Consider the following 23,258-nt stretch of genomic DNA (forward strand, 5'->3'; position numbering starts at 1 on the left):
GAGAGGGGTGGCCCCGGGCGAGATGATCGATGTGCGGGCTACTTTCGCAACATCGATCGCGTGTCGCAGAGATATTGAGAGAGTGCGCCGTGTGGCACCCCTCTCCCCAACCCTCCCCCGCAAGGGGGGAGGGAGCCCATCCGCTGGTGGCTTCCTAACTTGATATCGGTTGTCCTTTGATGCTGCGCCGTCAGTCCTCATGCGTCACAGCCAGAATCGTCACTGACCGCGTCTGATGGCTCGGGGTCTGGAAATCGATCGTCTGGCCGACCGACAATCCGATCAATGCGGCGCCGACCGGCGTCAGCACCGAGATGCGGCGGAGCGCGATGTCGGCTTCGTGCGGATACACCAGCACGACTTCCCTGACGTCGCCGGTCTCGTCGTCGCGGTAGCGCACGCGCGAGTTCATGCGGACCACGTCGTGCAGGTCGGAATCGTCGGCGACGACCCGCGCGCGGTCGGTCTCGCGGGCGAGGAACTGGGCCACGCGGGGAAACACCGCCATGCTGGAATCGGCCAGCGCGCTGAGGCGCAGCGCTTCGCTCGCGGCGATCACGATCGGCGGCAAGGTGGCGGCGGAAAAACTGTTCTGAATGCTCTGGGTCATGTCGTCTGACTTTGCGGTTGATCGGAGATGCGTCGACGCCGGCGCGCGACTGCATCGCGCGACGCGGCGGACTGAAATGATTCTGATGACGTGGTAGGGAATCCGGACGGCGCGCGATCGCCGGCCGGCTAAGTGCCTGCGTGCAGACGTCCGGCGCGCAATCCGAGGCGCGCAATGCGGGTGTCGATGCTCAGCATGTCGATCATGGCAACACGAACATAGCCGCTCGTGCCGTCGCATCCATTGCGGCGAAAGCGCGCACGCGCTCATCGCCGAACCGGTGTCAGGGCTGGCCGATGCCGGTGAGGCCGAGCGCGGCGCCGGCGGCGAGTGCGAGCAGCGGATGGATGCGGGTCGTGGTGGTGGCGATCGCGACGCCGGCCGCGATCAGGATCGTGCCCCAGCTCGAGGCCGAAGCATGGGTGATGACGATGGCGCTGGCGGTGACGAGGCCGGCGGTGACCGGAACCAGCCCGGCCTGCACGGTCTTGCGCCAGGGCCGGTCCTTGAAGCGCTCCCACAGCCGCAGCGCAAAGCCTGTCACCAGCGACGACGGCCCGAACTTGGCGAGCGAGGTCACCAGCACGCCGGAGAAGCCCGCGACATGCCAGCCGACCAGCGGCACCACCATCATGTTCGGCCCGGGTGCGGCCTGCGCCAGCGCGAACAGCGCGCCGAATTCTTGCGCCGTCATCCAGTGATGGATATCGACCACCTGCCGCTGCATCTCCGGCAGGATGGTGTTGCCGCCGCCAAAGGCCAGCAGCGACAATTGGCTGAAGATCAGCGCCAGCGTGACGAGGGTTGCGCTCATGATGCCTGCCTCGCCCTGAGAAAGATGCTGAGCGGCGCCAGCGTCAGCAGCGTCGGCAGCAGCGGCAGCCGGAACACCGCGATCGCGAGCACGCAGAGCGCGCCGATGAACAGGCCGAGCACATCGCGGCGCAGCGGCCAGGCGATCTTGATCGCGGTGGAGATCAAAAGCCCGGCTGCCGCCGCGGCGAGGCCACCGAACAGATGGCGCACCACCAGGTCGTCGGCGAAGCGGGCGTAGATCATGCCAAGGCCGATCACGACGGCGGTCGGCACCGCGATCAGCCCGAGGATCGAGGCGATGGCGCCGGGAATGCCGCGAAACTTCAGCCCGACCGCGACCGACATGTTGATGATGTTGCCGCCGGGCAGGAACTGGCAGAGCCCGAGCAGGTCGGTGAACTCGGCGCCGGTGAGCCAGCCGCGCTTCTCCACCATCATGTGGCGCGCCAGCGGCAGCACGCCGCCGAAGCCGGTCAATCCGAGGATGAAGAAGCCGGTGAACAGTTCGCCGATATCGGGCGCCTCGTGCTTGGTGGTCAGGGTGGCAGGGGCTGCATCCATCGGCGCGTCGGCTCCGTTTCCTGTCGTGTTCGACTCGAACCTAGTTTGCGATGCTCCAAATATCAAATATATGGATCATGGAATTGTCATATCTATTACATATGGATCGCCGTGATGATCGAGCTGCGCCATCTCCGCTATGCCGTCGCGGTCGCCGAGGAAGGCCATATCACCCGCGCCGCCGCCCGTCTCGGCATCCAGCAACCGCCGCTGAGCCAGCAGATCCGCGCGCTGGAGGCCGCGATCGGCGCGCCGCTGTTTCGCCGGCAACCGCGCGGGGTCGAACTGACCGCCGCCGGCCGCGCCTTCGTGGAGAAGGCGCGCGTGATCCTGCGCGACACCGACCTCGCCGTCGAAGCGGCGCGCCGCGCCAGCCGTGGCCAGGAAGGCCAGCTTGCGATCGGCTTCACCTCCTCGGCCGCCTTCCACCCCTTCGTCACCGGCGTGATGCGCGAAATGCGCGAGCGCGCGCCCGCGATCACGCTGTCGCTGGAAGAGGCCTCGACCGGCGAACTGATCGAAGCCGTCGAGGCCGACCGGCTCGATGCGGCATTCGTGCGTTCGCCGAGCGAGCGGCTGGAGAATCTCACGATCACCCATCTGCTCGACGAGGAGATGCTGGTCGCGCTGCCCGACCATCATCCGCGCGCCCGCAAGGACACGCGGCGGCGGATTTCGCTGGGCTCGCTCGCCGACGAGCCGCTGATCCTCTACCGCCGCCCGACCGGTCCGGGGCTCTACGACAGCATCATCGCCGCCTGCCGCGCGGCGGGCTTCAGCCCGAAGGTGGCGCAGGAGGCGACGCGAATGGTGTCGACGCTCAGCCTGGTCGCCGCGGGGCTCGGGATTTCGATCGTGCCGGAATCGATGGCGCGGCTCGAGACCGCGGGCGTCTCCTATCTCCGCCTCGACCGTGCCACGGGCCTGGTCGCGCCGCTCGCGCTGGCGCGCAAGAAGGGCCCGGCCGGCGGCACGCTCGGCCGCCTGCTCGCCATCGTAACGCGGCGGGTGAAGGATCGTGCGGGCGGTGACGAAGGTCTTGCGCGACGGAGCTGATCGTCCCGGCTGGCGCGGAATGTGGGGAGTTTGGCGAACGCTTGTGTCGGCGTGCAGCTAGATAGCCTGCATCGAACCCGGCTGCTCACGTGCCGATCGCAATGGCTCAGCGTCCGAAGCCGCCCCGGGTTCATCCAACACAGCAGAGAGGCAGTCCGATGACACGTTTTCCTGTCCATACATTCGACGCCGCACCCGAAGCCTCGAAGCCGACCTTGCGCGAGGTCGAGGCGCGGTTCGGCATGATCCCGAACCTTGCGGCCGCGATGGCGACGTCGCCGGTGCTGATCCAGAGCTTCCTCCACATCTTCGACAAGGTTCACGGCGGCAGCTTCTCCGAGCAGCAGATCCAGACCGTGCTGCTCACCGACGCGGTGACCAACGCCAGCACCTGGGCGGTCGCGCTGCATTCCGCGCTCGGCTTGCAGGCCGGTCTCGATCCTCAAGACGTCGAGGCGATGCGGGCCGGGCGCTCGCCCGCGAACAAGCAACTCGGCGCGCTCTCGACACTGGCGAGGACGCTGATCGAGAAGCGCGGGCGGCTCGACCAGCAGGACACCGAGAAGTTCCTGGCGGCCGGGTTCAGCAAGGAATTGCTGCTCGAGGTGATCACCATCGTGGCGGCATCGACCATCACGAACTACACCGGCAGTGTGACCAATCCGCCGCTGGAGGCGGGATTGCAGCCGCATGCCTGGAATGGCTGAGTATCAATATTCACGTCGGCCATCGGTCGGCGTGCACTTGCCCAGACTAGGCGCTAATCGTGCGAATGACCCGCGCCGGATTACCTCCCGTAAGCGTATTCGGGGGCACGTCCTTGGTGACTACCGAGCCGGCAGCAACGACTGAGTTCTCGCCGACGGTAACCCCGCCGATGATCGTTGCGCCGGCTGCGATCCAGACGTTCCTCTCAATTACGATGGGCTTGGCCGTAACGGACCGGCGTTGGGAAGGGTCGAGCGGATGGCCTGACGTGATGATGCTCACGTTCGGTCCAATCATCACGTCGTCGGCTATGGTGATTCCACCGAGGTCATACAGTGTGCAGTTCTGATTGATGAAGACGTTGCGCCCGACCTGGGTTTCGTTCCCACCCGTCGCGTAGAATGGCGGGATCAATAGGAAGCGATCATCGACTTGCTTGCCGATGAGCTCACTGAACAAGGCCCGGACTTCGTCCGCATCGTCGAACGTCAAGCGATTGATCTTCGCCGTTATCGCCATTGCCCGCTTGGTCTCCGCTACCATCGCTGCGGATTCTGGCGTCCGCCTGTGAACGATCCTGACACCATCCTGATGCGACATTCGCCGTTTCCTTGCACAGCAGAACCGATTCGCGCCGCTGCTTCATTGGCAAAGCTACAATGCAGGAGGACCGCATTCTAGCATCGCGTCATTTCCGCCTTATGGGCTCACAACCTAGCCGGCAAATCTGGCGCGGTAATCCTGCGGGGTGGTCGCCAGCAATCGCAGGAAGCTGCGGCGCATGGTCTCCTCGGAGCCGAAGCCGCAGCGTTGCGCGATGCGCTTGATCGGCAACCGGGTCTCCGACAGCAGGTGGCGAGCGCCTTCGACCCGCAGCCGCTCGATCGCGCGTGCCGGTGTCAACCCGGTCGCATCCGCATAATGCCGGCTGAAACTGCGCTCGCTCATGCCGGCCTGTTTCGCCAGCGTCGGCAGCGAGAGGTCGTCGGCGAGGTGGTTGCTGATCCAGTCATGCAGCGCGCTGAACCTGTCATCGGCGGTCTGCAGCGACAGCACTTCGCTGAATTGCGCCTGGCCGCCCGGACGCTTGAGAAACACCACGAGATAGCGGGCGACGGCAAGCGCTGTCGCGCGGCCGAGATCGTCCTCCACCAGCGCCAAAGCGAGATCGATGCCCGACGTGACGCCGGCCGATGTCCAGAACGTTCCGTCGCGCACGAAGATCGGATCGGACTCGACACGGACCTCGGGATAGCGTGCAGCAAGCTCTTCCCAGAATCCCCAATGCGTCACGGCGCGACGGCCGTCGAGCGCGCCTGACGCGGCGAGCAGGAACGCGCCGGTGCAAACCGATGCGGTGCGGCGGGCATCGCCGCTGCGCTTGCGCACCCAATCCACCAGGATGCGATCGGACGCTGCGGCGTTGACGCCGTCGCCGCCGGGAATCACCAGCGTGTCGACCGCGGTACCGATCGCGGGCAACGGATGCACCGCTATTCCAACGCCGGCAGATGCCTCGACCGTCGGGCCGTCCTTGGCGACGACGCGGACGTCATAGGGCTCGGCGTTGCCAGCCTTGGCCGTCAGCGCGTTGGCGGAAGCGAACACCTGCAATGGCCCGGTGACGTCGAGCAGTTGCACCGCCGGATAGGCCAGCACTTCGATCGCGCGCTTGTCGTTTGGCGGAGAATGTGGGGGCTTTGGCGTCATCGCCGAAACGTGCCGCGCTAGGTTTGCTTTGTCCATAGTGCAAGGAGAGCCAGATGATTGCCCATGATGTCCAGTTGCGGATCGGATCGCTGCTGTTCGAAGACGTCGATCAAATCGACTTGACCGGTCCTTTCGAAGTGCTGTCGCGGATTCCGAATTCGACCTACCGCATCTATGCCAAGACCATGGAGCCGGTGCGCGACCTCAAGGGCTTGCGGCTGACGCCGGATGCCACGCTGGCCGAGGCGCCGCCGCTCGATGTGCTGCATGTGCCGGGTGGCTTCGGCCAGGAAGCCTTGATGGAGGACGCCGAAGTGCTCGGCTGGATCCGTCAGCAGGCGGCGGGGGCTTGCAGCATCTTCTCGGTCTGCACCGGCGCGTTGCTGTGTGGCGCGGCCGGCCTGCTGAAGGGACGCCGGGCGACGACGCATTGGGCGTCGTTCCATCTGCTGCCGTATTTCGGCGCTACCCCCGTGAATGAGCGCGTGGTCGTCGACGGAAGCTACGTCTTTGCCGCCGGCGTCACCGCAGGGATCGACGGGGCGTTGCGGCTCGCCGCCGAACTGCGCGGCGACGACGCGGCACGGGCGATCCAGCTCTACATGGCCTATGCGCCGGAGCCGCCGTTCGACAGTGGCACGCCGGAGACCGCGCCGCCCGAGATCCTGCAACAAACACGGCAGGCGACGCGCGCGATCACGGCGCAGCGCGAAGCGACCGCGCGCCGCGTGGCGGCCCGGTTGGGCGTCGTCGTGCCGGAGATTGAGACGACAGGCTAATTGCCCGGCTCGAAGTTGCAGTTGGCGCCGCCGCCGGCCTTGTCCTCGATGACGGCAGGATCGAGCGTGCAGGACAGTTTCGACAGCGCCTCGTAGATCGTGCCGGCGGCGCCGTCGCCGGGGACGCCGGCGAGCGCGATGGTGGCAAAGATCGCATTGGCTTCGCGCCCCTTCACGGTGTGGCTGCGCCCGCCGAATGTCAGCTCGCAGGAGCGCGAGGTGATGTCGACATTGCTGGCGCGACAGACCACCTTGTCGGCGGTGACGGTGATCGGCTTCGCATAGGAGACATTGCCGTCGCCGTTGAAGAAGGCGGCGACCGCCTTCTTCTCCGCGTCCGGCAGCGGCGAATAGGGCGCCACCACGCCCACGAGCGCCAGCGCGACCGAGCCGGACGTGGTTGCGGGCGCGGCCGATGCGGCCGATGCGGCCAGCGACAATGAACACGCGAGGATCGTCAGTCGGCCCAGTCTCATTGCAGTCTCCTGTCAGTGCGCTTTCCGCAGCGCGAAATCGCTAGCACGTCCCGCGGTCCGGATGGGTGACACCCTTCACATGCCGTCCCGCAACTTCGCGTGAGGCGGCGCTGTGCGCAGAGGGCAGGGCGGACCCGCGTCCACCCGCTTGCACGATCGCGCCATCGGCGTCACAGTCTGGACTGCGGTGGCGAAGCCGCCAACAAAGAAGACCAAGACAGTTCGAGGAACTGAACTCGAGGAGCGCTATGGCGGCCACGCGCATCGACTGCGACATCCATCCCGCGGTGGGAGGAACGCGCACCACGCTGCTGCCCTATCTGAGCGATCACTGGAAGGAACAGGTGGTCAGCCGCGCCATCGACGGGCTCGACCTCAATTCCTACCCGCCGTCGATGCCGCTGTCCGGCCGCGCCGACTGGCGGCCGGCAGACGGCAGCAAGCCGGGCAGCGATCTTGCCATGGTGCAGCGCGGCGCGTTCGACCAGCTTGGCGCCAGCCACGCGATCTGCAATGTCGTCTATGGCGCGCAGGCGGTGTTCGATTCCTACATGGCGGCGGACTTCTGCCGCGCGATCAACGACTGGATCGCGGCCGAATGGCTCGCCAAGGACAAACGGCTGCGCGCCTCGATCGTGGTGCCGATCCAGGCACCGGATCTCGCGGTCGAGGAGATCGAGCGCCGCGCCGGCGACCATCGGTTCGTCTCGGTGCTGGTGCCGTCGCAGAACGAGACGCTGCTCGGGCGGCGTCATTACTGGCCGATCTACCAGGCCGCCGAGAAATACAGGCTGCCGATCGCGATCCACGCCGGCAGCGCCTATCGCGGCGCGCCGAGCTCGATCGGCTGGCCGTCCTACCGCTACGAATATTATCTGGCCGAGGCGCAGGCGTTCCAGGCGCAGACGCTGAGCCTGATCTATGAGGGCGTGTTCGGGAAGTATCCCGGATTGACCGTGGTGCTGATGGAGTCGGGCGTCAGCTGGCTGCCGGCCTTCATGTGGCGCGCCAACAAGACCTGGCGCGGCGTGCGCGTCGAGGTGCCCTGGGTGGAGCGCGAGCCGGCCGCGATCATCCGCGACCATTTCCGCGTCACCATGCAGCCGTTCGACGCGCCGACGGATGCAACCGGCGTTGCCGACATCATCGACCAGATCGGCTCCGACAAGATGTTCCTGTTCGCGTCCGACTATCCGCACTGGCAGTTCGACGGTGACGATCCGATCCCGCCGCATCTGCCTGACGATCTCGTCAAGCGGATGAGCGAGGACAACCCGCTGGAAACCTTTCCGCGCCTCAAGCTGAATTCGTAGCGCATGATCCGGAAAAGTGAGAACCGGTTTTCCGAAGAGATCATGCGCCAGATAACAAGGAGGATCGCATGAGTGACGTCATCGACCGCCCGATGCTCGACCAGGAGACGACCGCTGCGGCGCGGCTCAGGATCATCGACTGCGACATCCATCCGAGCATCCATGCGCATAGCGACCTCAACGCGTTCCTGCCGAAGCGCTGGCAGCAGCATCTCAAGGAATATGGCAGCCATCTGCGCACGCCCTATATCGGCACCACGCCGTATCCGCGCTCCTCGCCCTTGATCGCGCGGCGCGATGCGTGGCCGCCGACCGGCGGCGTGCCGGGCTCCGATCTCGACTTCATGCGCAAGCAGCATCTCGATCCGTTCGATGTCGAGTTCGGCATTTTGCAGGTGCTCGACCTCTTCATCTTCTCGCAGCAGAACCTGGAATTCGGCGCCGCGATCCAGCGCGCCATCAACGACTGGCAGCTCGCGTTCTGGGCGCATCGCGATCCCAGGTTGAAGGCCTCGATCCTGGTCGGGCAGGACGGCTCCGACCTCGGCCTTGCCGAGATCGAGCGTTGCGCCAAATCAGGCGAATACATCCAGATCAACGTCTCGCCGCGCGCCAACGAGCCGCTCGGCCGCCGCCGCTACTGGCCGATCTACGAGCGCGCGCAGGCGCTCGACCTGCCGCTCGGCATCCATGTCGGCGGCTATGGCGGGCACGCGCCGACCGGCGGCGGCTGGCCGTCCTATTATTGCGAGGAGCACCAGTCGAACGCGCACACGGTGGCCTCGAACCTCACGAGCCTGGTGCTGGAAGGCGTGCCGGAGCGCTTCCCGAAACTGAAGATCGTGTTCATCGAGGGCGGCTTCGGCTGGATCCCCGCGACGATGTGGCGGATGGACCAGCACTTCGAGCGCTTCCGCAGCGAGGTGCCGCATCTGAAGCGCCGGCCGAGCGATTATGTGAAGCAGAATTTCTGGTTCACCACCCAGCCGATCGACGAGCCGGATGAGGCGAAGCATCTGCGCCAACTGATCGAATGGGTCGGCATCGACCGGCTGCTGTTCTCGTCGGATTATCCGCACTGGGACTATGACGACGCCCGCTACGCCTTCAAGACGCCGCTGACCGAGGCCGAGCGGCGCAAGATCTTCAACGGCAATGCCCGCGCGGTTTACAAGTTCTAGCAAGATGGCGTGGTTTCCGATTCAGCCGCGGGCTTCACTTCACCTCGCCCCGCGTGCGGGGAGAGGTCGGAACGCATCATTGGATGCGTTCCGGGTGAGGGGGACGCTCCGCAAGCTCAGCTGTCATCGGATGCGCGGAGACAGCCCCTCACCCCAACCCTCTCCCCGTAAGAACGGGGCGAGGGAGCGCACCGCCGTTGCCGTAAAATGCTAGGATCAGGATGACCCGTCACATCGTCGCGCGCACCAGTGAGATTCCGGCCGGCGGCAACAAGGTGTTCGGCCTCGAGGGCCGCGACATCGTCGTGTTCCACGTCAATGGCGAGTTCTTCGCGCTGCTCAATCGCTGCCCGCATGAAGGTGCGCCGCTGGAGAAGGCAGCCTGCGTCGCGCGCCTGACCTCGCCGGAGCCCGGCATCTATCAGCGCGACCGTGTCGGCGAGATGCTGCGCTGTCCATGGCACGGCTGGGAATTCGACATCCGCAACGGCCAGTCCTGGTTCGACCCCAAGCGGTTCAGGATCCGCTCCTATCCGGTCGCGGTCGAGAGCGGAGCCGAGTTGCAGAAGGGGCCGTATGTCGCCGAGACGTTCCCGGTGCACATCGAGGACAATTACGTGATCGTCGAGGTTTAGCCGCCAATCCATTAATTGCGATTATTGCAACAATGAAGTTCCAAACTAGGCAATTATAATACCTGTTGCAATACGCCACCTTGAGGTCGCGGGCGGGAATGACCCCGCGCACGACATCAGGAACGGCACCATGAAGCTCTATCACTTCCCTCTTTCGGGCCACGCGCATCGCGCGCGTCTGTTTTTGTCCCTGCTCGGGGTTCCGCACGAGCTGGTCGAGGTCGATCTCAGGTCCGGCGCACACAAGACGGCGGAATTCCTCGCGCTCAATCCGTTCGGCCAGGTGCCGGTGCTGGACGATGACGGCACCATCATTGCCGATTCGAATGCGATCCTGGTCTATCTCGCCACCAAGCTCGGTCGCACCGATTGGTTGCCACGGGATGCCAAGGGGGCCGCCGCCGTGCAGCGCTGGCTGTCGGTCGCCGCCGGCGAGCTCGCCTATGGTCCCGCGGCGGCGCGGCTCATCACCGTGTTCGGCGCCAAGCACAATCCGGACGATGTCATCGCGCGGGCGCATGTCCTGCTGAAGCGGCTGGAGGCGCATCTTGCCGATCGCGACTGGCTGGTCGGCGCGGGGCCGACGATCGCCGACGTCGCGCTCTACAGCTATCTGTCGAGCGCGCCCGAGGGCAATGTCGATCTCTCCGCCTATCCGCGCGTCGACGCCTTCCTGCGCCGGATCGAGGCGCTGCCGGGCTTCGTGCCTTTCGCCAGGACTGCCGCCGGCCTGAGGGCGGCGGCGTAACGTGCTGACGGGCGTGCCTTCGGGCGCGCCCACCCAAGCCCCGATGAGGAGGGCGAGGCGATGAGCGACAGGCGAAGCAAGAGCAAGCTGGACGTCTGGCATGCCGGCGAGACGGCGATGCAGCAGCGGGCCGGCGTTGCCGAGAAGATGGCAGCGGTCGGCCAGCGCGCGGTGCGCGACTTCATGCCCGACCAGCACCGCGACTTCTTCGCGCAAATTCCCTTCATCGTCGTCGGCAGCGTGGACCGCAGCGGCGATGCATGGGCTTCGCTGCTGGCCGGCCGGCCCGGCTTCATCGCCTCGCCGACACCGCGCAGCCTCGAGATCGACGCGCGGCCTGACGCCAGCGATCCGGTCAGCGAGGGCATGCGCGAGGGCGATGCCATCGCGTTGCTTGGCATCGAGTTGCACACGCGGCGCCGCAACCGCGCCAACGGGCTGCTGCGTGCGGCATCAGGCAAGGCGCTCAGCTTCGAGCTTGATCAGAGCTTCGGCAACTGTCCGCAATACATCCAGCTCCGCGATTTCGTTCTCGTCCGCGAGCCGGATCAGCCGTTCACGGGAGAGATCGAAGCCAGCGCGACGCTCGATCAGGCCGCGCGCGATATGATTGCGGCGGCGGATACGTTCTTCGTGGCGACCTATGCCGAGCGCGAGGATCGCCGCCAGGTCGACGTCTCGCATCGCGGCGGCAGAGCGGGCTTCGTGCGCGTCGCTGCCGACGGCACGCTGACCGTTCCGGACTTCGCCGGCAACCTGTTCTTCAACACGCTCGGCAACATGCTCCTCAACGGCAAGGCCGGGCTGGCGTTCGTCGATTTCGAGACCGGTGACCTGCTGCAACTGACCGGCGATGCCGAGGTGATCCTGGACTCGCCGGAGATCGCGGCGTTCCAGGGGGCCGAACGGCTGTGGAGCTTCCGCGCCCGCCGCGTGGTGCGGCGCCGTGGCGCGCTGCCGCTGCGCTGGGCGTTCCGGGCCGAGGGCTGGTCGCCGAATGCGCTGATGACCGGTGACTGGACGCAGGCTGCGGACCGCATCCGCGCAAGCGCGCTTGCAACGCAGTGGCGCCCGTTCAAGGTCACCGAGATCGTCGACGAGAGCCGCTCGATCCGCTCGTTTCATCTGCAACCGGAGGACGGCGCGGGGCTGCTTCCGCATCAGGCGGGACAGCATCTGCCGATCCGCGTGTCGCTTCCGGGGGCGGACAAGCCCGTGATCCGCACCTATACGCTGTCGGTGGCGCCGTCGGACGGCATGTATCGCATCAGCGTGAAGCGCGACGGCCTGGTCTCCCGCCATCTCCACGACAATATCCATATCGGCGACATCATCGAAGCCCGCGCGCCGGCGGGCAGCTTCACGATCGACGCGCGCGAGAAGCGGCCGGCGGTGCTGCTCGCCGGCGGCGTCGGGATCACGCCGATGCTCGCGATGCTGCGTCACGTGGTCTATGAAGGGCTGCGCACCCGCGGCATCCGGCCGACATTCCTGTTCCAGGCCGCCCATGCCAAACCTGACCGCGCGTTCGATGCCGAACTGCGGCAACTGGCTGCCGCCGCCGGCGGCGCGGTTCGCATCACCCGCGTGCTCAGCGACGTCGAGGGCGCCGGGCAGGACATTGACTACGACGCCGCGGGGCGGATCGACATGGCGCTGCTGTCGCGCGTGCTGCCGTTCAACGACTACGACTTCTATCTGTGCGGGCCGCCGCAATTCACCCAATCGCTCTATGATGGGCTGCGCGGCTACAACGTCGCCGACGGCAGGATTCACGCGGAAGCGTTTGGTCCGTCGTCGCTGGTGCGGAAGCCCGACGTCGCCGCGGCGCCGCCGCCGCGTCTGCCGCCCGCGACCGCGCCGGTTGCGGTGACCTTCGCCGCATCGATGAAGGAAGCACGTTGGACACCGCAATCCGGAACGTTGCTCGAACTCGCGGAAGCGCGTGGTCTCAGCCCCGCATTCAGTTGCCGCGAGGGCAATTGCGGCAGCTGCCGAACCAGATTGCTGGCAGGCGCGGTGACCTATCTGAAGCAGCCGACTGCCGAAGTTGCCGATGACGAGGTGCTGATCTGCTGTGCGGTGCCGGCGAAGCCGGAAGCGGAAGGTGATAACCGGCTCCAGCTCGATCTCTGACCGGCCGCCCCGCTCGACGACGGGTATCTGGTCGCGCCGTTCCGCGCGAGGGAGGTTTATTCTTCATGCGTGCTTCCCGGCCCGCTGCGGCAGGATGAAGACGATCGCCGCGATCGCAACAGCGAGGGCAATGGAAGCCGTGTAGCGGCTGAGCGCGAGGCCGCCGTGATCGAGCGGCTTGTCGAGGAAATCGCCGACGGTGGCGCCGAGCGGCCTGGTCAGGACGAACGCGATCCAGAACAGCACCGTGCGCGACACCCTGGTCCAGAGATAGGCGGCGGCGACGATGGCGATGCCGGCGGCGAATACGATGGCGCCGCCGCCATAGCCGAGGCCGGTGGAATCGGCCATCCAGTCGCCGAGCGCGGTTCCAAGGGTTTGCGAGAACAGGATCGTGATCCAGTAGAATGTTTCGGCAGCCTTGTTGTCGATCGATGCGATCGACACCGTTCCGAGCGTGCGATGCCAGGCGGCGAGCGACGCCACGAGCAGTGCGGCGAGCAGCGACGAGCCGCCGAGATATCCGATCCCGAGCGAGCGGTCGACGAAATCGGCGAAGGTCGTGCCGACGGTCGTGGTCGCGATGATCACGGTCCAGTAGAGGAATGGATGAAAGCGCCGCGCCGCCATCTGTGCCGCGACGGCGATCGCGAAGATCACCGCGAATATCGCGGTGCCGACCAGATAACCGAGATTCATCGACATTGTGACGGCGTCGCCGCCGGTCTCGCCGAGCGTCGTGGCGAGAATCTTGATGACCCAGAAGCCGAGCGTAACGGCGGGGACCTTGCCCGCGCGCTCGTCCGCGGCGGTGTCGTGCAGCAGTTCCATGGATTGATACTCCGAGAAGCGGATGGTCGAAATGATGGACGAGGCGATCAGCCCTTCATCGAGTCCATGATCGACAGCAGCTCGGCGAGCGCCTTCTTGCACTTGGTGGCATCCGGATTGGTCTCGCGGACCGCCGCGAGCGCGCGATCGATCGCCTTGTCGACCGTGTGCCAATCCGCGGCCGCGCGCGGCTTCAATCCGGCCTCCGCCTCGTCCCATTTGGTCTCGAGATCCTTGATCCGCGTCTTGGCGCCGGGGAGGTCGTTCTTGTCGACCATGTCAGCGACATCGGCGGCGATGCTGCGGAACGGCGTCAAATCGCCGAGCTTCGAGGTGGCCGCTTGCGCGCGCGGCAGCAACGTCAGGCTGCCGTTCGTATGTGGAAATGGTGACGCCACCACGAGAGCGTGGATTGCGGCAAGTGCGAGTATCGTTCTGTTCATTGTGGTTCTCCTGTTGGGTTGCTTCGACCGGTGTCCTCGCGGACGCACGGCGAATTCATGCGCCGGGCGAAGTTTCGGGGTTTCGGCCACTGTCGCCCTCGAACGACAGCCAGCCGACCAGCGCGATGATCACGGCGAGGAAGGCGAGGCTGGTGTAGATCGTGCCGAAGCCGAGGCCGCCATAGTCCCGGGACTGGGACAGCATGTCACCGAACGAGGCGCCGAGCGGTCGGGTCAGGATGTAGGCGATCCAGAACGCGAGAACCTCGTTGGCGCCGAGCGCGTAGGCCGCGGCGACGCCTGCGATCAGCGCCATGAAGACCACGACGCCGACGTTGAAGCCGAGGCCGAGCGCTTCGGTGGCGAGATCGCCGGCGGCGGTGCCGAGCGCGAAGGTGAACAGGATCGCCGCCCAATAGAACAGTTCGCGCCGCGTGGTCACGATGCTGTGGATCGACAGCGTCCGTTCGACCGCGAACCAGATCGCGAAGGTCGCCGCCAGCGCGATCGCGAACAGCGCCGTGCTGATGTAGAGGCTGATCTCGAGCTTGTCGGTCAGCGCATCGGTGATCTGTGTCCCGACGATGCTGACCAGCACGACCGTCAGCCAGTAGATCCACGGCACGTAGCGGTCCATCCGCAGCTGGATTGCCAGCGCAGCCGCGAGCAGCGTGGTCATCAGCAGGCCGGTAACGGTCGTTCCAAGACCGACATGGACGGCGAGATAATCGGCACCGGTCTCGCCGACCGTGGTCGACATGATCTTGATCAGCCAGAACACGAGGGTGACTTCGGGGACCTTGTTCAGCATGCTGCGGCCGGTGCGCCTGATATCCTGCACGATGCAAAACTCCGCTTTGATGAGGTCGGCGGTTCCGCCGGGTTCGATCGGGAGCCTGCACCGCGAGACTTAGGCCCGGCTTAGGCCGGCGGCGCCGCCCCCGTTTGGACGCCGAAAGCCCTAAGTCGCGGCTAAGTCGAAGCTGATATGGTCGCGCGGCGTCGCGGGTAGGCGGACGCGATGCAGGTTCGCCGGGGTGCCCGGCGCGGGTCAGGATGGTGACGAGACGATGCGCGTGCTCTTGGTGGAGGACGACAGGATGATCGGCGCCGCCGTCGTCGAGGCGCTGAGGGATGCCGCCTATGCGGTCGACTGGGTCCGCGATGGCGACCTCGCCGTCGAGGCCAGCCGCAGCGAGACCTACGACATCGCGCTGCTCGACCTCGGACTTCCGGTGACGGATGGCCTCGACGTGCTCAAGACGATCCGGACGGACTCCACACGCCTTCCCGTGATCATCTTGACCGCGCGCGATGCGTTGAGCGATCGGATCCGGGGGCTCGATCTCGGAGCGGATGATTATCTGGTCAAGCCGTTCGAGGTCGCCGAGTTGCTGGCGCGCATGCGCGCGGTGCTGCGGCGCGAGGGCAGCGGAGCGCCGCCGGTCCTGACCAATGGCGAGCTTCACCTCGACCCGGCGACGCGGGAAGCCACGTTCGGTGGAGAAAGGGCCGTCCTCAGCGCGCGCGAATTCGCGCTGCTTCAGGCGTTGTTGAACCGGCCGGGGACCATCCTGTCGCGAGCCGAGCTCGAACGCCAGATCTACGGCTGGAGCGAGGAGGTCGAGAGCAACGCGGTCGAATTCCTGATCCACGCGGTGCGCAGAAAACTCGGCGCGTCAGCGATCAGGAACGTGCGCGGCGTCGGCTGGATGGTGGACCGTTCGAGATGATGAGATCGTTGCGCGGACGCCTGTTCGCCGGGCTGACCGCGATCATCCTGTTGACCGGCGCCGTCGGCGGAACGCTGGCCTATCGCTGGGCCTACAGCGAAGCCATCGAGATGCAGGACTCGGTCCTGATCCAGATCGCGAGCTTCGCGCTGAGTGCCTCGATCAGGGAAAGCCGGCCCGTCACCGGCGTCGATACCGAATCCGAAGTCGCGGTCGTTGAGCTCGGCGCCGCGCCGCGTGGGCCAGCCGAAGACCGCCGGCTGTGGGGACTGAAGGACGGATTGCACAATGCCGTCTATCAGGGCCAGCCGGCGCGCGTGCTGGTTCGCACGCGCCCGGACGATAGCCGCTTCGCGGTGATGCAACGGACGGAGATCCGCACCGAGATTGCCGGCGATATGGCGCTGCGGACCCTGTTGCCGATCGCGGCCCTGGTGCCGTGCCTGTTGCTGGTGACTGCGCTCGTGATCGCGCGCTCGTTCCGGCCGATGTTGCGCCTGGCCGATGATCTCGACGCGCGGCGCGCGGACGACGTCAGCGCGTTGAAGGCGACCGGCGCCCCCAGCGATTTGCAGCCGTTTCTCGGTTCGATCAATGCCCTGCTGGAACGCATGCGCGGCATGATGGATCAGCAACGGCGCTTCATCGCCGATGCGTCGCACGAGCTTCGCACCCCGATCACGGCGCTCAGCCTGCAAGCGGAAAATCTCGCTTCCCTCGAGATGCCGGCCGAGACCCGTGAGCGGCTCGATGTGCTCAGAAGCGGCATGCAGCGGAGCAGGCATCTGCTCGAACAGCTCCTGGCCCTGGCGCGCCAGGACGCCGTGAGCCCTGCTGCCGGTGAAGTGACCGAGCTCGACAGGATCGCAAAGGGCGTCGTCGCCGATCTGCTGCCCGAGGCGGCGGCGCGCAACATCGATCTCGGCTTCACGATGGTCGAAACGGTTGCGGTCAATGGCGATCAATTATCGCTGATCTCGGTGCTGCGAAACCTGGTCGAGAACGCCGTCAAGTTTACGCCCGAGGGCGGCAGCGTCGACCTCGGCATCTATCGCGAGGCGGGCATGGCCGTCATCCAGATCGAGGACTCCGGCACGGGCATTGCGCCGCGGGATCTGAACCGGATCGGCGAGCCGTTCTTCCGCGGCAGCCAGCCGAGCGGCGACGGCGCTGGGCTCGGGCTTTCGATCGTGAAACGGATCGTCGATCGCTGCGGCGGCTCGATCCAGTTCGAGAATGTGACGGGGGCTGAACGCACGGGCCTGCGCGTCATTGTCAGGCTGCCTGCTGTGAATGGCTGAAAATCAGCCGGGGACGTGGCGCGCGGCATCATTGCCATTGCAACTTGAGACCCTCCCGGACTATCGCTAGCAGAGAAATGCAGGGCCCGGCGGGACCGCCGGTGGCGACCGGCTCGGATCGCGGGTCCCTCGGAAACTGTGCCAGCATTGGAGAAAGGACGTTTCTCATGGCAGACACGACGACGGAGCTCGAAGCGCTCCTGATGCAGCGTTCGCTGACCGATCCGCAGCTTTTGGCGAAGGCGGACGCGGCGTCCGACTTCCGGATCCTGCCGGACGCAACCGTGATCAAGATCGGCGGGCAGAGCGTGATCGACCGCGGCCGCGCCGCCGTCTATCCGCTGGTCGACGAGATCGTCGCCGCCCGCAAGGCGCACAAGATGCTGATCGGAACCGGTGCCGGCACCCGCGCCCGGCATCTCTATTCGATCGCGGCCGGGCTCCGGCTGCCGGCCGGCGTGCTGTCGCAGCTCGGCGCCTCGGTGGCCGATCAGAACGCCGTGATGCTGGGTCAACTGCTGGCCAAGCACGGCATCTCCGCGGTCAGCGGCGCCGGACTTTCGGCGGTGCCGCTCTATCTCGCCGAGGTGAATGCCGTGATCTTCAGCGGCATGCCGCCTTACGGCCTGTGGATGCGGCCGGCCGCCGAGGGCATGATCCCGCCCTATCGCACCGATGCCGGCTGCTTCCTGGTCGCCGAGCAGTTCGGCTGCAAGGCGATGATCTACGTCAAGGACGAGAACGGCCTCTACAGCGCGAACCCGAAGACCTCGAAGGGCGCCACCTTCATCCCGAAGATTTCGGTCGCCGAGATGAAGGCCAAGGGCTTGCAGGATTCGATCCTGGAATTCCCGGTGCTCGATCTGCTCGCCACCGCGCGCCATGTCCGTCAGGTGCAGGTCGTCAACGGTCTCGTCCCCGGCAATCTCACCCGCGCGCTGGCGGGCGAGCATGTCGGCACCATCATCACCGCGAGCTGAAGGGATCATCGCCATGGATGACACCACGAAGATCAAGCACGTCGCCTCGCCGCTCGCGCGCCAGACCCTGCTCGACAACGATCTCACCCGTCCGGTCGCCGGCGGGCGTCCGATCCCGCTGCTGCCCTGGGTGCAGGTGGTGAAGATCGGCGGCCGCTCGATCATGGATCGCGGGCATGAGGCGATCCTGCCGATCGTCGACGAGCTGCGCTCGCTGTTGCCGGAGCATCGCCTGCTGATCCTGACCGGCGCCGGCATCCGCGCCAGGCATCTCTACAGCGTCGGCCTCGACCTCGGACTGCCGGTCGGCTCGCTGGCACCGCTCGCCGCCAGCGAAGCCGGCCAGAACGGCCACATCCTCGGCTGCCTGCTCGCGCCCGAGGGTGTCTCCTACATCGAGCATCCGACCATCGCGAGCCAGCTCGCGATCCATCTGTCGGCGTCCCGCGCGGTCGTCGGCAGCGCGTTTCCGCCCTATCACCATCATGAATTCCCGGTCTCGCGCATCCCGTTCCACCGCGCCGACACCGGTGCGTTCCTGATCGCCGATGCGCTCGGCGCGGCCGGCCTGACCATCGTGGAAGACGTCGACGGTGTGTACACCGACGATCCGAACGGCCCCGATGGCAAGAAGGCGCAGTTGCTGCGCGAGGCCAGCCTCGCCGACCTCGCCAAGCTGAAGGGCACGCTGCCGTTCGATCCCGCGTTGCTCGAAGTGATGGCGAACGCCAGGCACATCGAGCGCGTGCAGGTGGTGAATGGCCTCGTTCCCGGCCGGCTCACCGCGGCGCTGCGCGGTCAGCATGTCGGTTCGATCATCCGCACCGGCGCACGCCCGGCCTGACGGCGCCGCGGACTCCGCTTCACCTCGCCCCGCTTGCGGGGAGAGGTCGAAATTCGCGGGACGCGAATGTCGGGTGAGGGGGAGTCTCCGCGAGTTCAACTGTTGCCGGCATCTGCGGAAGCAGCCCCTCACCCCATAAGAACGGGGCGAGGGAGTGCAATGCGCGCCAGAGCGATTACTTGATGGTCGCGTGTACGGTGATGACCGAGGTGCCGGATGCCTTCGGCCCCTGACCGGTTGCCTTGATGGCAAACGTATCGCTGCCCTTGTACTTGGCCTTCGCCTTGTACTCGAAGGTCGACGGGTTGACCTTCTTCAGCTTGCCGTAGGCCGGCTTCTGCGAGATCGATGAATCCGTCACCGTGCCGCGGATTCCGATCGGGATCTGGCAGCTCTCGCCGGATGCGACGTCGATATCGCCGGTCGAGTTCTCGCCCCAATCCGCCAATGTCACCGACATCGAACATTCGGACACGGGCTGCGCCGCAGACGCCGGCATTACGCCCGATGCTGTCAAGATGAGCGCCAGGGCCGCGACCCCGGTCAACCGCGCCGTCAAGATAGCCGTTCTCATGATTACACCGACCGAAGGTTTGCTTGCGCGAGAATCCTGCAACGCGGGCGCAGGCTAGGCAAGGACTTCGGCCGATCTGTGTTGGCCGCCAATTGGTGCGTCGAGGCGGCGTTCCGACATCTTGTTGCCCGGAAAGGGCATTCCCATAGTCATTCGACCGCGATCCGATCCGGACAGCGTGACGGGAAAGGGATGCCAATGGTTGAAAGCAATGACGGTCGGGCGAGCGTACAACAGGCCGGCTTTGCCGGTGTCACGCGCAGGACGCTCGAGCGCCTGATGCTGCCCGGCGATGACCGCGAGCTCGTCGTTGCCGAGGTGACCTATCCGCCCGGCGGGGTGGCGCCGCTGCACCGGCATCCGGTCGGCGGCGTGATCTTCATCGTCGAGGGCGTCGCGGAGTCGGCCTATGGCGATGAAGCGCCGCGGCAGTATCGGGCAGGCGAGACGTTGCAGGATCGCGCCGACCTGCCGCACACGTTGTTTCGCAATTGTGACCCGGAGCGGCCGCTGCGCTTCCTGACCATCTACGCGCTCGAACCCGGGCGCGCCTACACGATGGAGCCGTGACGGCACGGGTGATCCGGCCGCGATGCTTCTGGTTTTTTCTCGCGCTCAGGCTTTCGGGCGTACGACAGCGGGCTGGGGCGGAATCGCCAGAAGAAAGCACACCGATTCCACCAGCAGTTCATGTGCGCGGTCGACGATGTCGTCCAGCGATGGCGTCTTCGCGAACATGGTTTGGGCTTCGGCCAGCAACTGGTCGCGCGTCGGCATGCTGGGCAAGTGCAGGTCGGCACGATGCTGCAACAGGAAGAGCGCTTCCCGTACCGACATGCCCGTTTCATGCACGGACGATCTGATGGCCAGCGCTATGGATTCGGGATTGAAGCGGCCCGCGAGCTGTTCGGCCGTTCGCTTGATCACGCGTGATCCCAGGCGCTGTTCGTTGCGGAGGACCGCCGCAGGCGGCGCCTTCAGATCCCAGACGATGCCGAGCCAGGACAGCGCCACCAGAACATAGTAGGTCGCGTCGATCTCCCACCAGCGGAAGCCTTGCCGCGCACTGCTTTGGTAGGCGTGGTGATTGTTGTGCCAACCCTCACCCATGGTCAGGAGAGCCAGCAGCCAATTGTTGCGGGAGCCATCGCCCGTCACATACCGCTGGCGTCCGTGAACATGTGCCAGCGAGTTGATGCAGAACGTCGCGTGATAGACCAGCACGGTGCTCCAGAAGAAGCCGACCAGCAGGCCCGGCCAGCCGGCCACGAGGAAACACAAACCTGCGACCACGACCGCCGGGAAGACCTCGAATTTGTGCAGCCACCGCAACTCGGGATAGGCGGCAAGGTCGGAAACTTTCGTCAGATCGGTCGCGTCGTGCTGCCGGTAAAAGATCCAGCCGAGATGACTGTACACGAGGCCCTTGTGCAGGGGTGAATGCACGTCATGCTCGGTATCGGAATGAAGGTGGTGATGTCGATGTTTCGCCGCCCACCACAGCACGCTTTTCTGCGCGCTGCTTTGGGCAAGGAATGCGAGGATGAATTGAAACACCCGGCTCGTCGCGTAAGCGCGGTGCGAGAAGTACCGATGATATCCGGCGGTGATCGCGAACATGCGCAGCCAATACAGCGCGATGCAAATTGCGATGGCCTGCCATGAGATGCCCGACCAGATCGCCGCCAGACACCCGACGTGGACCAGCACAAACGGCAGCACTTGCGGGTACATGATGTCGTCGTGGTGCGGCTCCGGATCGATATGGGTGGACAAGCTCGTGACCTCGATTGCTGCAATGTGCGGCACGTCTCGCCGGCGGACGCTTCACGTCGCGGTTTCGGCGGACATTGCGCGTGGTGTGACAAAGAGACCCCGCGCCGGTCGAGCAGTCGCGGGGGCGCGAAAATCTGGGGCTCTGCTAGTACATCCGTGGTCAAAGCGACATGGCGCAGATTACCGCAGCTTGCCCGCACGGATTTTGGGCCACGGATTTGCCAGTCCGGCGGCCTGCAAGCCATCTACCTGACCACACATTGGGCATATCGAGGGCGCTACTCCTTCTTGGCCGTCAGCCCGTCGACCATCGCGCGCGTCAATGTCGAGATCTCGCTGCGTAGCGCGCCGATCGGCACTGCGATCAGCTTGTGCTCGAGCCCGAGCGCGACCATGCCATGCACGGCGGAGAACAGGCTGCGCGCGGTGACGCCGAGTTGTGCCGGCGAGCGCTGCGGAAACAGCGCGGCGAGCGGCTTGTAGATGTGGCGGAATAATTCCATCTGCTCGGTGATCGCCCATTCCGGCACCGGCTTGCCGGGCTGCATGCGATGCTCGAACAGGGCGCGCCACAGTTCGAGATTTTCGGCGGCGAAGTCGCAATAGGCGACCGCGACCCGCACCAGCATCTCGCGCGGCGCCGCCGCGCCGCCGATCTCGGCCAGCGACAGCGAGGCGTCCAGCCGGGCCAGGGTGCGCGAGCCGACTCGCAGGATCAGCTCGTCGACATCCTCGACCAGATTGTAGACGCCGCCATTGGCGACGCCGATTTCCTGGGCCAGTTCGCGGGTTTTCAGCCCGCCGAGACCCTTTGCCGCAATCGCCCGTTCCGCCGCCTCGATCAGCGCTTCGCGCAGTTTTGCACGTCGTTCCAATGCCTTGGACATGTTTCACCCGCCGTTAACCACAGACGTGAGCGACGCTCAAATAATTCTTGAGCATCGCTCATTGTGTGGTACAAGAGTTTCATGAGCGATGCTCATAGCAGGGAGCGACCAAATGTTCAAAACTGTTTTGACCCTTTTCCGCGGCACCGTCGCGGTGGCTGAAGAGGAACTGCAAGACCGGACCGCGCTGGTCATCCTCGATCAGCAGATGCGCGACGCGGCCGCCGCCGTCGACCGCTCGAAGCGGACCCTGGCGCTGGCGATTGCCGGCGACCAGCAGGAGGGCCGGCGGCTCGAGGCCGCCCACGCCCGGATTGCCGATCTCGAGGTCCGCGCGTCGGCGGCGCTCGACGGCGGCCGGGAGGACCTCGCCCGCGAAGCCGCGCAGGCGATCGCCAATCTCGAAGCCGAGCGCGATGCCGCGATGACCGCGCGCACGCTGTTCGCCTCGGAGATCACCCGGCTGAAGCGCCACGTTGCCAGCGCCGAGGCGCGCATCGCCGAACTCGATCGCGGCCGGCGCCTGGCCCGTGCCTCGGAGGCGGTGCGCTCGCTGCGCCGCACTGGCATCGAGGCGGCGCGGCCCTATGAATCGACGCTGCCCGAAGCGGAGGCGACGCTGAAGCGGCTGCGCGAGCGGCAGATGGAGGCCCAGGCGGCCGACGAGGCCCTGTTCGAGATCGACACCGCCTCGGGTCCGCTCGTCGTCGCCGAACGGCTCGCCGAGCAGGGCTTTGGCCCGCGCATGAAATCGACCGCCGACGACGTGCTGGCGCGGCTGAAGGCCAAGCGCCCGCCTGCTGCCTGAATTCTCAAATCCGCAACTGAACCAGCTTCAAACCTCGCAACATCAAGGAGACGACCATGAACCAGACCATTCAACCCCACAGCAGCGGCTGGGTGACCTTCACTTACGCGTCCTTTGCAGCCTCCGCCTTCCTCGTCGCCGTCGGCGTGTTCTTCCTGCCGATCGACCTCTGGATGAAGGGTTATCTCACGATGGGCATCGTGATGCTGGTGCAGACCTGCGTCACGCTGACCAAGACGATCCGCGACAATTACGAGAGCGGCAAGTTCGTCAACCGCATCGAGGACGCCAAGGCCGAGCGGCTGCTGATGGAAGTCTCGAAGGCGGCCTGAGCAGGCAGCGCAAAACGATA

The 23,258-nt window shown here is 65.8% G+C and carries 27 protein-coding genes; 15 read left to right on the forward strand and 12 right to left on the reverse strand.

All coding sequences use genetic code 11. From position 1 onward, the window contains the following. Positions 1-190: 190 nt before the first annotated feature. From rnk to B2W55_RS14230, 3 genes are all read right to left on the reverse strand, one after another. Positions 191-610, reverse strand: coding sequence for a nucleoside diphosphate kinase regulator (rnk, locus tag B2W55_RS14220; RefSeq protein WP_024584841.1), 420 nt, complete (start codon positions 608-610; stop codon positions 191-193). Positions 611-893: 283 nt separating this feature from the next. Then, entirely contained in the window at positions 894-1,424 is a 531-nt protein-coding gene (locus B2W55_RS14225) for a chromate transporter (RefSeq protein ID WP_024584842.1), read from the reverse strand. After that, positions 1,421-1,987 (reverse strand): chromate transporter, encoded by a 567-nt coding sequence (locus tag B2W55_RS14230; protein WP_024584843.1) that lies wholly within the window; start codon positions 1,985-1,987, stop codon positions 1,421-1,423. Before B2W55_RS14230 ends, B2W55_RS14225 begins: the two co-directional genes overlap by 4 nt. Before the next feature lie 117 nt (positions 1,988-2,104). Between B2W55_RS14230 and B2W55_RS14235 the strand changes: the two genes are divergently transcribed. Further along, the gene (locus B2W55_RS14235) at positions 2,105-3,043 is read left to right on the forward strand and encodes a LysR family transcriptional regulator (RefSeq protein ID WP_371412484.1); all 939 of its coding nucleotides are present in this window, start codon (positions 2,105-2,107) and stop codon (positions 3,041-3,043) included. A gap of 158 nt (positions 3,044-3,201) precedes the next feature. Then, the gene (locus B2W55_RS14240) at positions 3,202-3,750 is read left to right on the forward strand and encodes a carboxymuconolactone decarboxylase family protein (protein WP_024584845.1); all 549 of its coding nucleotides are present in this window, start codon (positions 3,202-3,204) and stop codon (positions 3,748-3,750) included. Between the two features lie 46 nt (positions 3,751-3,796). Here the strand turns inward: B2W55_RS14240 and B2W55_RS14245 are convergent, their stop codons facing one another. Both B2W55_RS14245 and B2W55_RS14250 read right to left on the reverse strand, forming a co-directional pair. Continuing rightward, on the reverse strand, positions 3,797-4,351 hold the full coding sequence (locus B2W55_RS14245; RefSeq protein WP_024584846.1) for a sugar O-acetyltransferase: 555 nt from the start codon (positions 4,349-4,351) through the stop codon (positions 3,797-3,799). Between the two features lie 114 nt (positions 4,352-4,465). Further along, positions 4,466-5,461 carry a GlxA family transcriptional regulator gene (locus B2W55_RS14250; protein WP_029880187.1) on the reverse strand — a complete coding sequence of 332 codons (996 nt, stop codon included), beginning with the start codon at positions 5,459-5,461 and terminating at the stop codon, positions 4,466-4,468. Positions 5,462-5,514: 53 nt separating this feature from the next. Here B2W55_RS14250 and B2W55_RS14255 point away from each other — a divergent pair, with 53 nt between their 5' ends. Next, on the forward strand, positions 5,515-6,240 hold the full coding sequence (locus tag B2W55_RS14255; protein WP_024584848.1) for a DJ-1/PfpI family protein: 726 nt from the start codon (positions 5,515-5,517) through the stop codon (positions 6,238-6,240). Here B2W55_RS14255 and B2W55_RS14260 read toward each other — a convergent pair. Beyond that, positions 6,237-6,716: a hypothetical protein gene (locus B2W55_RS14260; RefSeq protein ID WP_024584849.1), complete on the reverse strand. Its 480-nt coding sequence runs from the start codon at positions 6,714-6,716 to the stop codon at positions 6,237-6,239. The two genes, B2W55_RS14255 and B2W55_RS14260, sit on opposite strands and share 4 nt — an antisense overlap. A 248-nt stretch (positions 6,717-6,964) precedes the next feature. On the opposite strand from B2W55_RS14260, the gene B2W55_RS14265 reads away from it, so the two are divergent. The 5 genes from B2W55_RS14265 (at position 6,965) to B2W55_RS14285 (ending at position 12,729) form a co-directional block, all read left to right on the forward strand. Then, on the forward strand, positions 6,965-8,029 hold the full coding sequence (locus B2W55_RS14265) for an amidohydrolase family protein (protein WP_024584850.1): 1,065 nt from the start codon (positions 6,965-6,967) through the stop codon (positions 8,027-8,029). Between the two features lie 68 nt (positions 8,030-8,097). Then, on the forward strand, positions 8,098-9,210 hold the full coding sequence (locus tag B2W55_RS14270) for an amidohydrolase family protein (protein ID WP_024584851.1): 1,113 nt from the start codon (positions 8,098-8,100) through the stop codon (positions 9,208-9,210). 221 nt (positions 9,211-9,431) lie between these two features. Next, on the forward strand, positions 9,432-9,845 hold the full coding sequence (locus B2W55_RS14275; protein ID WP_024584852.1) for a Rieske (2Fe-2S) protein: 414 nt from the start codon (positions 9,432-9,434) through the stop codon (positions 9,843-9,845). Positions 9,846-9,975: 130 nt separating this feature from the next. Beyond that, positions 9,976-10,593 carry a glutathione S-transferase family protein gene (locus B2W55_RS14280; protein ID WP_024584853.1) on the forward strand — a complete coding sequence of 206 codons (618 nt, stop codon included), beginning with the start codon at positions 9,976-9,978 and terminating at the stop codon, positions 10,591-10,593. Positions 10,594-10,653: 60 nt separating this feature from the next. Further along, positions 10,654-12,729: a pyridoxamine 5'-phosphate oxidase family protein gene (locus tag B2W55_RS14285; RefSeq protein ID WP_024584854.1), complete on the forward strand. Its 2,076-nt coding sequence runs from the start codon at positions 10,654-10,656 to the stop codon at positions 12,727-12,729. 63 nt (positions 12,730-12,792) lie between these two features. Here B2W55_RS14285 and B2W55_RS14290 read toward each other — a convergent pair whose 3' ends face one another. The 3 genes from B2W55_RS14290 to B2W55_RS14300 are packed head-to-tail and all read right to left on the reverse strand — an operon-like array spanning position 12,793 to position 14,814. After that, on the reverse strand, positions 12,793-13,560 hold the full coding sequence (locus B2W55_RS14290; protein WP_024584855.1) for a membrane protein: 768 nt from the start codon (positions 13,558-13,560) through the stop codon (positions 12,793-12,795). A gap of 47 nt (positions 13,561-13,607) precedes the next feature. Next, the gene (locus tag B2W55_RS14295) at positions 13,608-14,003 is read right to left on the reverse strand and encodes a hypothetical protein (protein WP_029880190.1); all 396 of its coding nucleotides are present in this window, start codon (positions 14,001-14,003) and stop codon (positions 13,608-13,610) included. 55 nt (positions 14,004-14,058) lie between these two features. Then, positions 14,059-14,814: a membrane protein gene (locus B2W55_RS14300; RefSeq protein ID WP_024584857.1), complete on the reverse strand. Its 756-nt coding sequence runs from the start codon at positions 14,812-14,814 to the stop codon at positions 14,059-14,061. A 259-nt stretch (positions 14,815-15,073) separates the two neighbouring features. Here B2W55_RS14300 and B2W55_RS14305 point away from each other — a divergent pair, with 259 nt between their 5' ends. The 4 genes from B2W55_RS14305 to B2W55_RS14320 all read left to right on the forward strand — a co-directional run bounded on the left by B2W55_RS14305 (position 15,074) and on the right by B2W55_RS14320 (position 18,861). Beyond that, positions 15,074-15,736: a response regulator transcription factor gene (locus tag B2W55_RS14305; protein WP_024584858.1), complete on the forward strand. Its 663-nt coding sequence runs from the start codon at positions 15,074-15,076 to the stop codon at positions 15,734-15,736. After that, a complete protein-coding gene (locus tag B2W55_RS14310; protein ID WP_024584859.1) occupies positions 15,733-17,037 on the forward strand; it encodes a sensor histidine kinase in 1,305 nt (434 codons plus the stop codon). The genes B2W55_RS14305 and B2W55_RS14310 overlap by 4 nt, the downstream gene beginning before the upstream one ends. Positions 17,038-17,204: 167 nt before the next feature. Further along, on the forward strand, positions 17,205-18,017 hold the full coding sequence (locus B2W55_RS14315; protein ID WP_024584860.1) for a uridine kinase: 813 nt from the start codon (positions 17,205-17,207) through the stop codon (positions 18,015-18,017). Between the two features lie 13 nt (positions 18,018-18,030). Continuing rightward, positions 18,031-18,861 carry a molybdenum storage protein subunit alpha gene (locus tag B2W55_RS14320; protein WP_024584861.1) on the forward strand — a complete coding sequence of 277 codons (831 nt, stop codon included), beginning with the start codon at positions 18,031-18,033 and terminating at the stop codon, positions 18,859-18,861. A 175-nt stretch (positions 18,862-19,036) separates the two neighbouring features. Here B2W55_RS14320 and B2W55_RS14325 read toward each other — a convergent pair whose 3' ends face one another. Continuing rightward, a complete protein-coding gene (locus B2W55_RS14325) occupies positions 19,037-19,321 on the reverse strand; it encodes a hypothetical protein (protein ID WP_029880194.1) in 285 nt (94 codons plus the stop codon). A gap of 312 nt (positions 19,322-19,633) precedes the next feature. Between B2W55_RS14325 and B2W55_RS14330 the strand changes: the two genes are divergently transcribed. Further along, positions 19,634-20,005 (forward strand): cupin domain-containing protein, encoded by a 372-nt coding sequence (locus B2W55_RS14330; RefSeq protein WP_024584863.1) that lies wholly within the window; start codon positions 19,634-19,636, stop codon positions 20,003-20,005. Between the two features lie 45 nt (positions 20,006-20,050). Here B2W55_RS14330 and B2W55_RS14335 read toward each other — a convergent pair whose 3' ends face one another. Together B2W55_RS14335 and B2W55_RS14340 are read right to left on the reverse strand one after the other, a co-directional pair. Then, positions 20,051-21,169, reverse strand: coding sequence for an acyl-CoA desaturase (locus B2W55_RS14335; RefSeq protein ID WP_100555211.1), 1,119 nt, complete (start codon positions 21,167-21,169; stop codon positions 20,051-20,053). Between the two features lie 320 nt (positions 21,170-21,489). Beyond that, positions 21,490-22,098 carry a TetR/AcrR family transcriptional regulator gene (locus tag B2W55_RS14340; RefSeq protein ID WP_024584865.1) on the reverse strand — a complete coding sequence of 203 codons (609 nt, stop codon included), beginning with the start codon at positions 22,096-22,098 and terminating at the stop codon, positions 21,490-21,492. Positions 22,099-22,210: 112 nt separating this feature from the next. On the opposite strand from B2W55_RS14340, the gene B2W55_RS14345 reads away from it, so the two are divergent. Further along, positions 22,211-22,906: a PspA/IM30 family protein gene (locus B2W55_RS14345; RefSeq protein ID WP_024584866.1), complete on the forward strand. Its 696-nt coding sequence runs from the start codon at positions 22,211-22,213 to the stop codon at positions 22,904-22,906. Positions 22,907-22,962: 56 nt separating this feature from the next. Beyond that, positions 22,963-23,238 carry a YiaA/YiaB family inner membrane protein gene (locus B2W55_RS14350; RefSeq protein WP_021078428.1) on the forward strand — a complete coding sequence of 92 codons (276 nt, stop codon included), beginning with the start codon at positions 22,963-22,965 and terminating at the stop codon, positions 23,236-23,238. The last annotated feature ends 20 nt before the right edge of the window (positions 23,239-23,258 follow it).

The sequence above is a fragment of the Bradyrhizobium sp. UBA2491 genome (assembly GCF_002341725.1).
GTDB lineage: Bacteria > Pseudomonadota > Alphaproteobacteria > Rhizobiales > Xanthobacteraceae > Bradyrhizobium.

Bases quoted from the DNA above. Each gene is read 5' to 3' on its own strand.
- B2W55_RS14320 (WP_024584861.1), top strand. From the start codon at position 18,031: ATGGATGACACCACGAAGATCAAGCACGTCGCCTCGCCGCTCGCGCGC.
- B2W55_RS14245 (WP_024584846.1), bottom strand. From the start codon at position 4,351: ATGTCGCATCAGGATGGTGTCAGGATCGTTCACAGGCGGACGCCAGAA.
- B2W55_RS14325 (WP_029880194.1), bottom strand. From the start codon at position 19,321: ATGTCGGTGACATTGGCGGATTGGGGCGAGAACTCGACCGGCGATATC.
- B2W55_RS14305 (WP_024584858.1), top strand. From the start codon at position 15,074: ATGCGCGTGCTCTTGGTGGAGGACGACAGGATGATCGGCGCCGCCGTC.
- B2W55_RS14250 (WP_029880187.1), bottom strand. From the start codon at position 5,461: ATGACGCCAAAGCCCCCACATTCTCCGCCAAACGACAAGCGCGCGATC.
- B2W55_RS14335 (WP_100555211.1), bottom strand. From the start codon at position 21,169: ATGTACCCGCAAGTGCTGCCGTTTGTGCTGGTCCACGTCGGGTGTCTG.
- B2W55_RS14330 (WP_024584863.1), top strand. From the start codon at position 19,634: ATGGTTGAAAGCAATGACGGTCGGGCGAGCGTACAACAGGCCGGCTTT.
- B2W55_RS14255 (WP_024584848.1), top strand. From the start codon at position 5,515: ATGATTGCCCATGATGTCCAGTTGCGGATCGGATCGCTGCTGTTCGAA.
- B2W55_RS14295 (WP_029880190.1), bottom strand. From the start codon at position 14,003: ATGAACAGAACGATACTCGCACTTGCCGCAATCCACGCTCTCGTGGTG.
- B2W55_RS14240 (WP_024584845.1), top strand. From the start codon at position 3,202: ATGACACGTTTTCCTGTCCATACATTCGACGCCGCACCCGAAGCCTCG.
- B2W55_RS14300 (WP_024584857.1), bottom strand. From the start codon at position 14,814: ATGCTGAACAAGGTCCCCGAAGTCACCCTCGTGTTCTGGCTGATCAAG.
- B2W55_RS14310 (WP_024584859.1), top strand. From the start codon at position 15,733: ATGATGAGATCGTTGCGCGGACGCCTGTTCGCCGGGCTGACCGCGATC.
- B2W55_RS14230 (WP_024584843.1), bottom strand. From the start codon at position 1,987: ATGGATGCAGCCCCTGCCACCCTGACCACCAAGCACGAGGCGCCCGAT.
- B2W55_RS14340 (WP_024584865.1), bottom strand. From the start codon at position 22,098: ATGTCCAAGGCATTGGAACGACGTGCAAAACTGCGCGAAGCGCTGATC.
- B2W55_RS14350 (WP_021078428.1), top strand. From the start codon at position 22,963: ATGAACCAGACCATTCAACCCCACAGCAGCGGCTGGGTGACCTTCACT.
- rnk (WP_024584841.1), bottom strand. From the start codon at position 610: ATGACCCAGAGCATTCAGAACAGTTTTTCCGCCGCCACCTTGCCGCCG.
- B2W55_RS14280 (WP_024584853.1), top strand. From the start codon at position 9,976: ATGAAGCTCTATCACTTCCCTCTTTCGGGCCACGCGCATCGCGCGCGT.
- B2W55_RS14290 (WP_024584855.1), bottom strand. From the start codon at position 13,560: ATGGAACTGCTGCACGACACCGCCGCGGACGAGCGCGCGGGCAAGGTC.
- B2W55_RS14260 (WP_024584849.1), bottom strand. From the start codon at position 6,716: ATGAGACTGGGCCGACTGACGATCCTCGCGTGTTCATTGTCGCTGGCC.
- B2W55_RS14265 (WP_024584850.1), top strand. From the start codon at position 6,965: ATGGCGGCCACGCGCATCGACTGCGACATCCATCCCGCGGTGGGAGGA.
- B2W55_RS14285 (WP_024584854.1), top strand. From the start codon at position 10,654: ATGAGCGACAGGCGAAGCAAGAGCAAGCTGGACGTCTGGCATGCCGGC.
- B2W55_RS14275 (WP_024584852.1), top strand. From the start codon at position 9,432: ATGACCCGTCACATCGTCGCGCGCACCAGTGAGATTCCGGCCGGCGGC.
- B2W55_RS14315 (WP_024584860.1), top strand. From the start codon at position 17,205: ATGGCAGACACGACGACGGAGCTCGAAGCGCTCCTGATGCAGCGTTCG.
- B2W55_RS14345 (WP_024584866.1), top strand. From the start codon at position 22,211: ATGTTCAAAACTGTTTTGACCCTTTTCCGCGGCACCGTCGCGGTGGCT.
- B2W55_RS14225 (WP_024584842.1), bottom strand. From the start codon at position 1,424: ATGAGCGCAACCCTCGTCACGCTGGCGCTGATCTTCAGCCAATTGTCG.
- B2W55_RS14270 (WP_024584851.1), top strand. From the start codon at position 8,098: ATGAGTGACGTCATCGACCGCCCGATGCTCGACCAGGAGACGACCGCT.